This window comes from Pseudomonas sp. App30 (genome assembly GCF_047947025.1).
Classification (GTDB): domain Bacteria; phylum Pseudomonadota; class Gammaproteobacteria; order Pseudomonadales; family Pseudomonadaceae; genus Aquipseudomonas.
The window spans coordinates 4120935-4135418 of record NZ_CP133165.1; the positions used below are offsets into that span (position 1 = coordinate 4120935).

Sequence of the window (14484 nt, forward strand, 5' to 3'; positions counted from 1 at the left end):
GAGCTTACTGGCGGGTCTGGCGTTGTTGTAACAGCAAGTTGCTGAAACCGCTGCCCGACAGCTGCTTCTGCGCCACGGTCAGCTGTTCGCGGTTGCTGAACGGGCCGACCAGCACCCGGTACCAGGTCTCGTCCTTCACGGTGCCCGATTCAACCGCCACCGCCTGGCCCAGCAGGATGATCTGCGCGCGCACGCGGTCCGCATCGGACTGCTTGCGGAACGAGCCGGCCTGCAGGAAGAACTGCGTGGTGGCTGCCGGCTTGATCACCGCCGGTGCTGGCGGCGGCGTCTGCCCCGACAGCGCCGCCTGGGCGCGCGCGGTGTCGATCTTCGCCGCTTCCGCCGGGGTGACCGGTGGTTGCGCCGGCACCGGCGGCGTTTTCTCCGGCACGGCTTCAGGCGGCACGATCACTTCCGACTCGGGCAGCAGGGTGTAGAAGTCGTACTTGGGCTTCACCGGCGCCTGCGGGCTTGGCGGCGTCTTGTTGGCCTCGGCGATCTTGTCGGCCTTGGCCTGCTCGGGTTTCACCCGCTTGACGTCGTCATGCCCCGGCTCCAGCTTCATCAGGAAGACGATGAAGGCGCCGACCGTGAGGCCGACCGCCATCCATACCCAACCCGGGATCGGCTTTTTCGCTGGAGCGGAGTTTCGGCTGGCGCCACGCTTGGGAGCAGGTTTTTTCTTGGCAACCAACTTACATGCGCTCCAGAGTTTCCAGGCCCAGCAGCTCCAGGCCTTGCTTGAGGGTGCGACCGGTCAGGGCGGCCAGGCGCAGGCGGCTTTGTTGCTGGGCCGGGGTGTCGGCGGCCAGCACCGGGCAGTTCTCGTAGAAGCTGGAGAACAGGCCGGCGACGTCGTACAGGTAGGTGCACAGCACGTGCGGGGTGCCCTTTTCAGCGACGTTGTTCAGGATTTCAGCGAACTGTGCCAGCTTGGCGGCCAGTTCGTGCTCCTGCGGCGCCTCCAGCACGATCTCGCCTTCGACGTCGGCGAAGCTCTTGCCCAGCTTGCGGAACACGCCGGCAGTACGGGTGTAGGCGTACAGCAGGTACGGGGCGGTGTTGCCTTCGAAGTTCAACATCAGGTCGAAGTTGAAGCTGTAGTCGCTGGTGCGGTGCTTGGACAGGTCGGCGTACTTCACCGAGTCGATGCCCACCACCTTGGCGATGTTGCGCAGTTCGTCCTCGGCCAGTTCCGGGTTCTTTTCCTTCACCAGCGCGTAGGCGCGTTCCTGGGCTTCGGTCAGCAGGTCGATCAGCTTCACGGTGCCGCCGTCACGGGTCTTGAACGGGCGGCCGTCGGCGCCGTTCATGGTGCCGAAGCCCATGTGCTCCATGTCCATCGGGTGGGTGACGAAGCCGGCCTTGCGGGCCACGGCGAACACTTGCTGGAAGTGCAGGGCCTGGCGCTGGTCGACGAAGTACAGGGCGCGGTCGGCGGCCAGCTTGCCGCTGCGGTAGCGCACGGCGGCCAGGTCAGTGGTGGCGTACAGGTAGCCACCGTCGGCCTTGACGATGATCACCGGCAGCGGCTCGCCCTCGGCGTTCTTGAACTCGTCGAGGAACACGCACTGGGCGCCGTTGCTTTCGACCAGCAGGCCGGCGGCCTTGAGGTCGTTGACCACGTTGATCAGGTCGTCGTTATAGGCGCTTTCGCCCATCACGTCGGCCATGGTCAGCTTGACGTTCAGCAGCTCGTAGATCTTCTGGCAGTGCGACAGCGAGATGTCCTTGAACTTGGTCCACAGGGCCAGGCAGTCCGGGTCACCAGCCTGCAGCTTGACCACCAGGCCGCGGGCACGGTCGGCGAACTCTTCGGACTCGTCGAAGCGTTGCTTGGCGGCGCGGTAGAAGTTCTCCAGGTCCGACAGCTCGTCGCTGGTGATCGGGTTTTCCTGCAGGTACGCCATCAGCATGCCGAACTGGGTGCCCCAGTCGCCCACATGGTTCTGGCGGATCACGGTGTCGCCGAGGAATTCCAGCACGCGGGCCACGCCGTCACCGATGATGGTGGAGCGCAGGTGGCCGACGTGCATTTCCTTGGCCAGGTTGGGGGCCGACAGGTCGACCACCACGCGCTGGGTGGCGCCGGCCTTGCGCACGCCCAGGTGGGCGTCGGCCAGGGCGGCGTCCAGGCGGGCAGCCAGGGCCTGGGTGTTCTGGAAGAAGTTCAGGAAGCCAGGGCCGGCGATCTCGACCTTGCTGATCTGCCCGTCGGCTGGCAGGGCGGCGATCAGTTTTTCGGCCAGGTCGCGTGGTTTCAGGCCGGCCGGCTTGGCCAGCATCATGGCGATGTTGCTGGCGAAGTCGCCGTTCTTCTTGTCGCGGGCGTTTTCCACCTGGATCGCTGGCGTCAGCCCTTCAGGCAACACACCTTCCGTGACGAGTTGGGTGAGGGCTTGTTGAATCAGCTGGCGAATGGTGTCTTTCATGGTCTTCTCGTTCGACCGCATGGGCGGGCGGCGCCTGGAAGCGCGGGTGGAAAAACTGGATATTATCCGGTGCCAAGGTTGGCTTGCCAACCTTGTTTAGTGCAAGTTGTGGGAGCTGGCTTGCCAGCGAGCTTTTGGGCCTATTGAAAAACTCGCTGGCAAGCCAGCTCCCACGGTCTTTAATACAGGTCCACCGGGTCGACATCCAGCGACCAGCGCACCTGGCGGCCGCTGGGCATCTGCTCGAGCATCAGCAGCCAGCTGGCGATCAGGCGGTGCAGCGGCGCCCGGGCGCTGGCCTGCAACAGCAGCTGCGCGCGGAAGCGGCCGGCGCGGCGCTCCATGGGGGCTGGCACCGGGCCGAGCAGTTCGATGCCCGCCAGCTGCATTTGTTCCCGCAGGCGTTCGGCCTCGCTGCAGGCTTCATCCAGGAACGCTTCGGCCTGGCCCGGCTTGTGCGCCTCGGCACGCAGCAGCGCCAGGTGGGCGAAGGGCGGCAGGCCGGCGGCGCGGCGTTCGCTCAGGGCCTGCTCGGCAAAGGCGAAGTAGCCCTGTTCGGTGAGTTGCACCAGCAGCGGGTGGTCGGCCAGGTGGGTCTGGATGATCACCCGGCCGGGCTCTTCGGCGCGGCCCGCACGGCCCGCCACCTGCACGATCAGCTGGGCCATGCGCTCGCTGGCGCGGAAGTCGCCGGAGAACAGGCCGCCATCGGCATCCAGGATCGACACCAGGGTGACTCGCGGGAAGTGATGTCCCTTGGCCAGCATCTGTGTGCCCACCAGGATGCACGGCTGGCCCTTCTGGATGGTGGCGAACAGCTGGTTCATTGCGTCCTTGCGCGAGGTGCTGTCGCGGTCCACGCGCAGCACCGGGTAGTCGGGGAACAGGATGCTCAGGCGCTCCTCGGCGCGCTCGGTGCCGGCGCCCACCGGCCGCAGGTCCACGGTGTTGCACTTGGGGCAGTGGCGGGGCACGCGCTCGACGTGGCCGCAGTGGTGGCAACGCAGTTCGCCGTAGCGCTGGTGCACGGTGGTGCGCGCGTCGCAGCGCGGGCACTCCGACATCCAGCCGCAGTCGTGGCACAGCAGCGTCGGCGCGAAGCCGCGGCGGTTGAGGAACACCAGCACCTGCTGGCCGGCCGCCAGGGTCTGGCCAATGGCCTGCTGCATGGGGCCGCTGATGCCGCTGTCCAGAGGCCGGCTTTTCACGTCCAGGCGCAGGAACTTGGGCTGCTTGGCGCCGCCGGCGCGGTGTTCCAGCTTCAGCAGGCCGTAGCGGCCGGTGTAGGCGTTGTGCAGGCTTTCCAGCGACGGCGTGGCCGAGCCCAGCAGGATCGGGATGTTCTCCTGGCGCGCGCGCACCAACGCCAGGTCGCGGGCGTGGTAGCGCAGGCCTTCCTGCTGTTTATAAGAGCCGTCGTGCTCTTCGTCGATGATGATCAGGCCGGGGTGCTTCATGGGCGTGAACAGCGCCGAGCGGGTGCCGATAATAATGTCGGCCTCGCCGTCGCGCGCCGCCAGCCAGGCGTCCAGGCGCTCGCGGTCGTTGACCGCCGAATGCAGCAGGGCGATGCGCGCGTTGAAGCGCTGCTCGAAGCGCGCCAGGGTCTGCGGCCCCAGGTTGATCTCGGGGATCAGCACCAGCGCCTGCTTGCCGGCCTCCAGGGTCTCGCGGATCAGCTGCAGGTAGACCTCGGTCTTGCCGCTGCCGGTGACCCCGGCCAGCAGGAAGGCGTGGAAACTGTCGAAGCCGGCGCGCACCGCCTCGAAGGCCGCGCGCTGTTCGGGGTTCAGTGGCAGCTCGGGCTGCGCCAGCCAGTGTTCGTGGCGCACCCCGGGAGCATGCCGGCGCACCTCCACCTGCACCAGCTCTTTTTCCAGCAGCAGGTCCAGGCTGCCCTTGTTCAGGCCCAGCTTGCTCAACAGCTGGTGCGGCACACCGTGGGGGTGCTGGGCCAGGGTGGCCAGGGCCTCGCGCTGGCGAGGGGCGTTCTTGATGCGTGGGTCGTCCTGGCGCGCGTTGGGTGCGGCCAGCCAGAAGCGCTCCTGGCGTGCTTCGGCGGGCTCGCCCTGGCGCAGCAGCACCGGCAGGGCCCAGCTGAGGGTGTCGCCCAGGCTGTGCTGATAATATTGCGCGGTCCACAGGCACAGCTTGAACAGCGCCGGTGGCAGCGGGCTGACCGGGTCCAGCAGGGCCACCGCCGGCTTGAGCTTGTCGGCCGGCACGTCGCTGCTGTCGGCAACCTCGATCAGGATGCCGATCATCTCCCGACGCCCGAACGGTACGCGCAGGCGCATGCCCGGGGTGAACGCGCTGGCTGGCATGCCGGCCGGTGCCCGGTAGTCGAACAGGCGTCGCAGCGGCGAGGGCAGGGCGAGGCGCAGAATGACGTCGGGCACGCGTGGGGGCTCTCTGAAGTAGGGGGTGATTGCAGGGGCGCAGCCTACCAGACGACAGTCGGTGCAAGCGATAACTTGCGTGTTTGACAAGGTCTGATAAGATACGCGGCCTAATTACGTGCGGTATTCAACAATGGTGTTGGATGGCGGCACGCAGCCTGAGGAAGTGACCATGAAACCAGAAATTCATCCAGCGTACGAAGCCGTTGACGCCACCTGCAGCTGCGGCAACGTCATCAAGACCCGTTCGACTCTGTGCAAGCCACTGAGCCTGGACGTTTGCTCCGAATGCCACCCGTTCTACACCGGTAAGCAGAAAACTCTGGACACCGGCGGCCGTGTTGACCGCTTCCAGAAGCGTTTCGGCGGTTTCGGCGCTCGCAAGGTTTGATCTAACGATCGAGCTGGTAAAGAAAGGTGTCCTTCGGGGCACCTTTTTTTTGCCTGTTTTTTGAACAATAGAAGCTATGGATTGTTCACATAAATTAAATTAATTGTAGACAGTCGCAAGCCCCGCCGGCCGTGGCCCTGCGGCCAAAGTCCAATAGCCAGGCGCTTAAACCAAGTGACCGGCCAGTCTTGTCGCCTGTTTGCTGGGCGAGTATCCTCGGCGCTTCTAAAAGTCCATAGCACAAGCGGAACGCCAAAATGTCAGATTTGAAAACTGCCGCTCTCGAGTACCATGCCCAGCCACGTCCTGGGAAACTGAGTGTCGAGCTGACCAAACCCACCGCCACCGCCCGTGACCTGTCGCTGGCCTACAGCCCAGGTGTGGCCGAGCCGGTCCGCGAAATCGGTCGCGACCCAGAGCTGGCCTACAAGTACACCGGCAAGGGCAACCTGGTAGCAGTCATCTCCGACGGCACCGCCATTCTCGGCCTGGGTAACCTGGGCCCACTGGCTTCCAAGCCAGTGATGGAAGGCAAGGGCGTTCTGTTCAAGCGTTTCGCCGGCATTGACGTGTTCGACATCGAAGTCGACTCCGAAAGCCCGCAAGCCTTCATCGACACCGTCAAGCGTATCTCCATCACCTTCGGTGGCATCAACCTGGAAGACATCAAGGCACCCGAGTGCTTCGAGATCGAGCGCGCCCTGATCGAACAGTGCGACATTCCAGTGTTCCACGATGACCAGCACGGCACCGCCATCGTCACCGCGGCCGGCATGATCAACGCCCTGGAAATCGCCGGCAAGACCCTGGAAGACGCGAAGATCGTCTGCCTGGGCGCTGGCGCTGCAGCCATCTCCTGCATGAAGCTGCTGGTGAGCATGGGTGCCAAGGTCGAGAACATCTTCATGATCGACCGCACCGGCGTGATCCACGCTGGCCGTGACGACCTGAACCAGTACAAGGCCGTGTTCGCCCACGCCACTGACAAGCGCACCCTGGACGACGCCATCGAAGGCGCTGACGTGTTCGTCGGCCTGTCGGGCCCGAACCTGCTGAGCGCCGAGCAACTGAAGCGCATGGCGGCCAACCCGATCGTGTTCGCTTGCTCGAACCCAGATCCGGAAATCTCGCCAGAGCTGGCCCACGCCACTCGCAGCGACGTGATCATGGCCACCGGCCGTTCGGACTACCCGAACCAGGTCAACAACGTGCTGGGCTTCCCGTTCATCTTCCGTGGTGCCCTGGACGTTCGCGCCAAGCGCATCAACGAGGAAATGAAAATCGCCGCCGCCAACGCCCTGCGCGAACTGGCCAAGCTGCCGGTGCCTCAGGAAGTGTGCGACGCCTACGGCGGTATCGGCCTGGAGTTCGGCCGTGAGTACATCATTCCGAAGCCAATGGACGCTCGCCTGATCACCGTGATCTCCGACGCCGTGGCCAAGGCCGCCATCGAGACTGGCGTGGCTACCCTGCCGTACCCGAAGAACTACCCGCTGAAAAGCGTGGATGACGTGTTCAACGGCTAACCGCAGCCGGTAACAAAAAAGCCCGACTCATTGAGTCGGGCTTTTTTGTGGGTCTTGCATTATCCGTGTAGCCGCTGCCGCCAGGCTGCGCTGGCCGGCGTGAGCCCTGGAGATCTTCAGTGAAGCACAGGGCCAGCGCAGCCTGGCGGCAGCGGCTACGGGATTGGGCGCGCCTTAGAACAGATCGATAGGCGCTGACTCGTCCGCCGGCAGCGGGCTGCCAGGGGCGCTGCCGTTGCCCAGTTCGTTGACCGACGGCGGCGTGTCCTCGCTCTTGAACAGCTCGAAGTAGGCGTTCGGCGTGCTCGGCGTCGCCGCGCGGCCGCTGATCGGGTCTACGCGCAGGCTGACGATGCCTTCCGGCTCGGCCTGGGTGTGGGCCGGCTTGTCCTTCAGCGCGGCGGCCATGTAGTTCATCCAGATCGGCAGTGCCACGGTGCCACCGAACTCACGGCGGCCCAGGCTTTCAGGCTGGTCGAAGCCGGTCCACACGGTGGTCATGTAGTCGGCGTTGTAGCCCGAGAACCATGCGTCCTTGGAGTCGTTGGTGGTACCGGTCTTGCCGGCCAGGTCGCTGCGGCCCAGGGCCATGGCGCGGCGGCCGGTGCCCTTCTTGATCACGTCCTCGAGCATGCTGTTGAGGATGAACGTGGTGCGGCCATCGACCACCCGGGTGGCCACGGCTGGCGGCTCGGTCAGCGCCGGGCTGGTGGCGCCGGTGATCAGCGAGTGCTCTGGTGCGGCGACGCCCGGCGCGGTGGCGGCGGCGCTGGTGTCGGCCGGCACGCTGGGCGGGTTGGCGACGAACAGGGTGTCGCCGTTGCGGCTCTCGATCTTCTGGATCAGGTACGGCGACACTTTGTAGCCGCCGTTGGCGAAGGTGCTCCAGCCGGTCGCGATCTCGATGGGCGTGAGGGTGGCGGTACCCAGGGCCAGCGACAGGTTCGGCGGCAGGTCCTGCTTGTTGAAGCCGAAGCGGGTGATGTAGTCGATGGTCGGGTTCACGCCCAGGGCCTGCAGCACCCGGATCGACACCAGGTTGCGCGACTTGTACAGCGCTTCGCGCAGGCGGATGGGGCCCAGGAAGGTGTTGGTGTCGTTCTTCGGCCGCCAGACGTTGTCCATGTTGGCGTCGGCGAACACGATGGGGGCGTCGTTGACCAGGGTGGCCGGGGTGTAGCCGTTGTCCAGCGCCGCGCAATAGATGAACGGCTTGAAGCTGGAGCCTGGCTGGCGCTTGGCCTGCACGGCGCGGTTGTAGTTGCTCTGCTCGAAGGCGAAGCCGCCCACCAGGGCGCGGATGGCGCCGTTCTGCGGGTCAAGCGACACCAGCGCGCTCTGCACCGTCGGCACCTGGCTGAATTTCAGGGTGCCGTCCGGCTGTGGCTGCACGCGAATCAGGTCGCCCACCTGGGCCACGTCCGAAGGCTGCGCCGGGGCGCGGCCCTGGCTGTTGGTGTTGAGGAAGGGGCGGGCCCACTTCATGGTGTCCCAGGCCACGTGCTGCTGCTCGCCGTTGCGGTTGAGCACGCTCAGGCCGCCCTTGTCCACCTGGGTGACGATCGCCGGCTCCAGGCCGTTGAGCGGCCGTTGCTTGGCCAGCTCCTGCAGCCAGGCGTCGCGGGTCTTGCCCGGCAGGCGCGATTCGGGGCCGCGGTAGCCGTGGCGCTGGTCGTATTCGATCAGGCCGGCGGAGACGGCGGCGTTGGCGTCTTCCTGCAGGTTGCTGGGCACCGTGGTGGTGACGCGGAAGCCTTCGGTGTAGGCGTCGCTGCCGTAGCGGCCGACCATCTCGGCGCGGGCCATCTCGGCGATCCACGGCGCGTTCACTTCCGGGGTCGGTACGTGGTAGCTGGCGTTGATCGGCTCGGCCAGGGCGGTCTGGTACTCGTCCTCGGTGATCTTGCCCAGCTTGTACATGCGGCCCAGGATCCAGTCGCGGCGCTCCTTGGCGCGCACCGGGTTGGCCAGAGGGTTGAAGCGCGACGGCGCCTTGGGCAGGCCGGCGATCATGGCCATCTGCGCCAGGCTGATGTCGCGGATCGACTTGCCGTAGTACACCTGCGACGCGGCATCGATGCCGTAGGCGCGGTTGCCCAGGTAGATCTTGTTCACGTACAGCTCGAGAATTTCATCCTTGGTCAGCTGGCGTTCGATCTGCAGGGCCAGGAGAATCTCCGTGGCCTTGCGGGAGAAGCTACGCTCACTGCTCAGGAAGTAGTTCTTGGCCACCTGCATGGTGATGGTACTACCGCCCGTCTGAATGTGGCCGCTGCTGAACAGCTGGCCGGCGGCGCGCATCAGGCTGCTGGGATCCACACCGTAGTGATTGGCGAAATTATCGTCTTCGGCCGACAGCAGCGCTTGAATGAAGTGCGGCGGAATTTCGGCGAATTTGATTGGAGAACGGCGCATTTCGCCAAACTCAGCGATCAACTTGTTGTCGCTGCTGTACACCCGCAGCGGTATCTGTAGCTGCACGCTCTTGAGCGCGTCTACAGACGGCAGGCTGGGGCTAAGATACAGGTAGGCACCGCTCAGGCCGAGCAGCAGGCCACAGAAAACGGCGACGAAGGACCACCAGAAAAACTTCAGCAGGCGTATCAAGGCTTTTGGATTTCCAGATAAAAGAATGGGTTACGCACAAGGCACGGCGACCAGGGCAAAAGTGCTGGGCATTATAAGCATTTTTAGACACAGAGCGTTATTTGCGCTTCTGTCAAGACTGCTATTAAATGCTTCGTACTATAAGTGGTCCGTAAGTCACGGATAATGATAGGGAATCGGGCGTGCTTGGACTCTTCGGCAAGAAAGCAAATTCGCTTTTGGGGATCGACATCAGCTCGACATCGGTGAAGCTTCTGGAGCTCAGTCGCTCCGGCAACCGGTTCAGAGTCGAAGCCTACGCGGTTGAGCCCCTCCCGGCCAACGCGGTGGTGGAAAAGAACATCGCGGAGCTCGAGGGCGTGGGCCAGGCCTTGTCACGCGTGCTGGTCAAGGCCCGCACCAGCGCCAAGACCGTGGCCGTGGCGGTCGCAGGTTCCGCTGTCATTACCAAGACCATCGAGATGGACGCTGCGCTTTCCGAAGACGAAATGGAAAACCAGCTCAAGGTCGAGGCCGATCAATACATTCCCTACCCGCTTGAAGAGGTCGCCATCGACTTCGAGGTGCAGGGCTATTCGGCGCGCAACCCCGAGCGGGTGGACGTGCTGCTGGCGGCCTGCCGCAAGGAAAACGTCGAGGTGCGCGAGGCGGCCCTGGCCCTGGCTGGCCTGACCGCGCGCGTGGTCGACGTCGAGGCCTACGCCCTGGAGCGCGCTTTCGGCCTGCTGGAACCGACGCTGATGGAAGGCGAGGGCCCGCTGACCGTGGCCGTGGTCGACATCGGCGCCACCATGACCACCCTCAGCGTGCTGCACAACGGCCGCATCATCTACACCCGCGAACAGCTGTTCGGCGGCCGCCAGCTCACCGAGGAGATCCAGCGCCGCTACGGGCTGTCCATGGAAGAGGCGGGCCTGGCCAAGAAGCAGGGCGGCCTGCCTGACGACTACGTGGCCGAGGTGCTGCAGCCGTTCAAGGACGCCGTGGTGCAGCAGGTCTCGCGCTCGCTGCAGTTCTTCTTCGCTGCCGGCCAGCACAACGACGTCGACTACATCCTGCTGGCCGGTGGCACCGCCTCCATTTCCGGCCTCGACCAGCTGATCCAGCAGCGCCTGGGCACCCCGGCCATGGTCGCCAACCCCTTTGCCGACATGGCCCTGAGCAGCAAGGTCAACGCCGGCGCCCTGGCCAGTGACGCGCCAGCGCTGATGATTGCCTGCGGCCTGGCGTTGAGGAGTTTTGACTGATGGCGCGCATCAACCTGCTGCCGTGGCGCGAACAGCTGCGCGAAGAACGCAAGAAACGCTTCCTGCTGGCCCTGGCCGGCGTGGTGGTGGGCGGTGTCGGCATCATCCTGCTGGCCGACCAGTACTACAGCCATGCCATCGACCAGCAGAACGCCCGCAACGCCTACATCCAGACGCAGATCACCGCCCTGGACGAGCGCATCAAACAGATCGCCGAGCTGAAGGCGCGGCGCAAGCAGCTGATCGAGCGCATGAAGATCATCCAGGACCTGCAGGCCAACCGCCCGATCATCGGCCACCTGTTCGACCAGCTGGCGCGCACCGTGCCGGACGGGGTGTATTTCACCGACGTGAAGATGACCGACAAGAGCATTGCCGTGTCCGGCTCGGCTGAATCCAACAATCGTGTATCGGACCTGATGCGCAACATGGAAGCTTCGCCGTGGATGGCCGCCCCCAGCCTGACCGAGGTCAAGGCCAAGCCGGGCGCGGACCAGCAGCAGACCAACAGCAACAATTTCCAGCTCACGGTCCGCCAGACCTCGCCCGCCACCGAGGAGAACGCGAAATGAATTTCTCCGAATGGATGGATGGCCTGCGCAAGATCAACCTCAGCGAGCTGGACTTCAACAACCTGGGCTCCTGGCCGCCGGCGATGAAGGGTATCGCCGGGGTGCTGCTGATGGTGTTGATCCTGGCCCTTGGCTACAACTTCCACATCAGCGACATGGGTGACGAGCTGGAGCGCGCCCGCGCCCAGGAACAGACGCTCAAGGAGCAATACGCCAGCAAGGCATTCCAGGCGGCAAACCTGGAGGCCTACACCCAGCAGATGAAGGAAATGGAAATTTCCTTCGGCGCCATGCTGCGCCAGCTGCCTAGTGACACCGAGGTGCCGGGCCTGCTGGAAGACATCACCCGCACCGGCCTGGGCAGCGGCCTGGAGTTCGAGGAAATCAAGCTGTTGCCCGAGGTCACCCAGCAGTTCTACGTCGAGCTGCCCATCCAGATCACCGTGACCGGCAACTACCACGACCTGGGCACCTTCGTCAGTGGTGTGTCGAGCCTGCCACGCATCGTCACCCTGCATGACTTCGAGGTGAAGCCGGTGGTCGACGGCAACACCACGTTGCTGCGCATGAACATCCTGGCCAAGACCTACCGCTACCACGACGGTGACAAGGACAAGGGGCCGGGCCCGGCCCAGGACAAGGGAGCGGCCAAATGAGGGCAGCATGCAGCCTTGTGCTGATCGGTTTCATGGCCCTGCTTTCCGGCTGTGGCAATGGCGATTTCGATGACCTGAAAGCCTACATGGATGGCGTCAAGGCACGGCCCCGGGGGACGATCGAGCCTATCCCCAAGTTCGCCCCCTACGAGCCGTTCACCTACCAGGCCTCGGCCTTGCGCAGCCCGTTCCAGCCGCCGGTCAAGATCGACCTGGCGCACCGGCAGAAGGGCGCCAGGCAGGTCAAGCCCGATCCCACCCGGGTCAAGCAGTTCCTGGAAGGCTTCAACATCGAGCAGTTTGAAATGGTCGGTACGCTGGCCAACGAAACCGGCAAGTTCGCCCTGATGAAGGGCGCCGGTGGGGTTTACCGCATGAAGGTGGGCGACTACCTGGGCCGCAACGAAGGTCGAATCGTGTCGATCACCGATTCGCAGGTCGACGTGGTCGAGATTGTCCCCGATGGCGAGGGCGGCTGGCTGGAACGGCCGCGCACCATCACTTTGAAAGAACGCTCATAACGGGCCTGGTCACGCACGCATAGTGGAAATCGATAATGAATAGGATGCTTTCAGCCCTTGGTCTCTCGCTATGGATGGCGCTGCTTTCGCCTGCCTTGATGGCGGCCACCCTGAAAACACTGGATGTGGCGGCGTTGCCAGGGGACCGGGTTGAGCTCAAGCTGACCTTCGACGCCCCCGTGCCGGCGCCACGCGGCTACACCACCGACCAGCCGGCGCGCATTGCCCTGGACCTGCCCGGGGTGACCAACGGCCTGGCTACCAAGACCCGTGACCTGGGCGTGGGCAACGCCCGCAGCGTGACCGTGGTGGAAGCCAAGGACCGCACCCGGCTGATCGTCAACCTCACCAACCTGGCGCCCTACGGCACCCGCGTGGAAGGCAACAACCTGTTCGTGATGATTGGCCAGGGCGCCAGCAACCTGGTGGGTGGCTCGGTGGCCCGTGCCCCGGCGCCTGCCGCCGCTGCCCCGGTTGGCGCGCTGCCACGCACTGCGGTGGCCCGTGCGGCGCCGTCGCGCCCGGTGTACGGCCAGCCAGCCGGCCGCGCCATTCGCAACGTCGACTTCCAGCGCGGCGAGCAGGGCGAAGGCAACGTGGTGCTCGACCTCAGCGACCCAAGCATCAGCCCCGATATCCAGGAGCAGGGCAACAAGATCGTCCTGACCTTCCCCAAGACCCAGCTGCCTGAGCCGCTGCGCGTGCGCCTGGACGTCAAGGACTTCGCCACCCCCGTGCAGTTCGTCAACTCCACGGCCTCGGCGGACACCGCCACCGTGACCATCGAGCCGGGCGGCACCTTCGACTACTCGGTGTTCCAGACCGACAACAAGCTGACCGTCAGCGTGCGCCAGGTCACCGCCGAGGACATCGCCCGCAAGAACGCCGATCGCTTCGTGTACACCGGCCAGAAGCTGTCGCTGAACTTCCAGGACATCGACGTGCGTTCGGTGCTGCAACTGATCGCCGACTTCACCAACCTCAACCTGGTGGCCAGTGACACCGTGCAGGGCGGCATCACCCTGCGCCTGCAGAACGTGCCGTGGGACCAGGCCCTGGACCTGGTGCTCAAGACCAAGAATCTCGACAAGCGCAAGGTCGGCAACGTGCTGCTGGTGGCGCCGGCGGCGGAAATCGCCGCCCGCGAGCGCCAGGAGCTGGAGTCGCAGAAGCAGATCGAGGAACTGGCGCCGCTGCGTCGCGAGCTGCTGCAGGTGAACTACGCCAAGGCCGCCGACATTGCCAAGCTGTTCCAGTCGGTGACCAACTCCAAGACCAAGGTGGACGAGCGCGGCTCGATCACCGTGGACGAGCGCACCAACAACATCATCGCCTACCAGACCCAGGACCGCCTGGACGAACTACGCCGTATCGTCGCCCAGCTGGACATTCCGGTGCGCCAGGTGATGATCGAGGCGCGCATCGTCGAGGCCAACGTCAACTACGACAAGAGCCTGGGCGTGAGCTGGAGCGGTGCGACCAACGGCTCGGGCAGCAGCAAGTGGACCGTGGCCGGCACCCAGACCACCAGCACCAACACCTTCGTCGACCTGGGCGCCACCAGCGCCACCTCGGGCATCGGCCTGGGCTATGTGTCCAACAACCTGACCCTGGACCTGCAGCTCAGTGCCATGGAAGCCACCGGCAACGGCGAAGTGGTGTCGCAGCCCAAGGTGGTGACCTCGGACAAGGAAACCGCGCGCATCATCAAGGGCACCGAAGTGCCGTACCAGGAGTCCTCGTCCAGCGGTGCCACCTCGGTGGCGTTCAAGGAGGCCTCGCTGTCGCTGGAGGTGACCCCGCAGATCACCCCGGACAACCGCATCATCATGGACGTGAGGGTCAACAAGGATGAGCCCGATTACGCCAACGAGCTCAACGGCGTGCCGCCGATCAAGAAGAACGAAGTGAAGGCCAAGGTCCTCGTCAATGATGGCGAAACAGTGGTAATTGGCGGTGTTTTCTCCAATACCCAAACTAAAACGACAGACAAGGTGCCATTTCTCGGTGATGTGCCGTATCTTGGCCGCCTGTTTCGATCGGATACCGTGTCTGAGGCAAAAACCGAGCTGTTGGTCTTCCTCACTCCGCGTATCATGAATAACCAGGCGATTGCTGTGAGTCGTTGATTCT

Annotated in this window: 11 protein-coding genes; 7 read left to right on the top strand and 4 right to left on the bottom strand. The window is 64.6% G+C overall.

Annotated features, from left to right (window positions below; translation table 11 throughout):
* Window positions 1-4: 4 nt before the first annotated feature.
* The 3 genes from RAM80_RS19305 to RAM80_RS19315 form a co-directional block, all read right to left on the bottom strand.
* A complete protein-coding gene (locus RAM80_RS19305; protein WP_416422050.1) occupies window positions 5-694 on the bottom strand; it encodes an SPOR domain-containing protein in 690 nt (229 codons plus the stop codon).
* Window position 695: 1 nt separating this feature from the next.
* Entirely contained in the window at window positions 696-2432 is a 1737-nt protein-coding gene (gene argS, locus RAM80_RS19310) for an arginine--tRNA ligase (RefSeq protein WP_416422051.1), read from the bottom strand.
* Window positions 2433-2611: 179 nt separating this feature from the next.
* Window positions 2612-4831 carry a primosomal protein N' gene (locus tag RAM80_RS19315; RefSeq protein ID WP_416422052.1) on the bottom strand — a complete coding sequence of 740 codons (2220 nt, stop codon included), beginning with the start codon at window positions 4829-4831 and terminating at the stop codon, window positions 2612-2614.
* Between the two features lie 172 nt (window positions 4832-5003).
* On the opposite strand from RAM80_RS19315, the gene rpmE reads away from it, so the two are divergent.
* Entirely contained in the window at window positions 5004-5222 is a 219-nt protein-coding gene (gene rpmE / locus RAM80_RS19320) for a 50S ribosomal protein L31 (RefSeq protein WP_158154476.1), read from the top strand.
* Window positions 5223-5479: 257 nt separating this feature from the next.
* Window positions 5480-6748 (top strand): malic enzyme-like NAD(P)-binding protein, encoded by a 1269-nt coding sequence (locus RAM80_RS19325; protein WP_416422053.1) that lies wholly within the window; start codon window positions 5480-5482, stop codon window positions 6746-6748.
* Between the two features lie 174 nt (window positions 6749-6922).
* On the opposite strand, the gene RAM80_RS19330 is transcribed toward RAM80_RS19325, so the two are convergent.
* The gene (locus RAM80_RS19330; RefSeq protein ID WP_416422054.1) at window positions 6923-9355 is read right to left on the bottom strand and encodes a penicillin-binding protein 1A; all 2433 of its coding nucleotides are present in this window, start codon (window positions 9353-9355) and stop codon (window positions 6923-6925) included.
* 182 nt (window positions 9356-9537) lie between these two features.
* Between RAM80_RS19330 and RAM80_RS19335 the strand changes: the two genes are divergently transcribed.
* The 5 genes from RAM80_RS19335 to pilQ are packed head-to-tail and all read left to right on the top strand — an operon-like array spanning window position 9538 to window position 14480.
* A complete protein-coding gene (locus RAM80_RS19335; RefSeq protein WP_416422055.1) occupies window positions 9538-10602 on the top strand; it encodes a pilus assembly protein PilM in 1065 nt (354 codons plus the stop codon).
* A complete protein-coding gene (locus RAM80_RS19340) occupies window positions 10602-11174 on the top strand; it encodes a PilN domain-containing protein (protein WP_416422056.1) in 573 nt (190 codons plus the stop codon). Before RAM80_RS19335 ends, RAM80_RS19340 begins: the two co-directional genes overlap by 1 nt.
* On the top strand, window positions 11171-11830 hold the full coding sequence (pilO, locus tag RAM80_RS19345) for a type 4a pilus biogenesis protein PilO (RefSeq protein WP_416422057.1): 660 nt from the start codon (window positions 11171-11173) through the stop codon (window positions 11828-11830). Before RAM80_RS19340 ends, pilO begins: the two co-directional genes overlap by 4 nt.
* A complete protein-coding gene (gene pilP, locus RAM80_RS19350) occupies window positions 11827-12351 on the top strand; it encodes a type 4a pilus biogenesis lipoprotein PilP (protein ID WP_416422058.1) in 525 nt (174 codons plus the stop codon). Before pilO ends, pilP begins: the two co-directional genes overlap by 4 nt.
* Window positions 12352-12386: 35 nt before the next feature.
* A complete protein-coding gene (gene pilQ / locus RAM80_RS19355) occupies window positions 12387-14480 on the top strand; it encodes a type IV pilus secretin PilQ (RefSeq protein WP_416422059.1) in 2094 nt (697 codons plus the stop codon).
* Window positions 14481-14484: the final 4 nt, after the last annotated feature.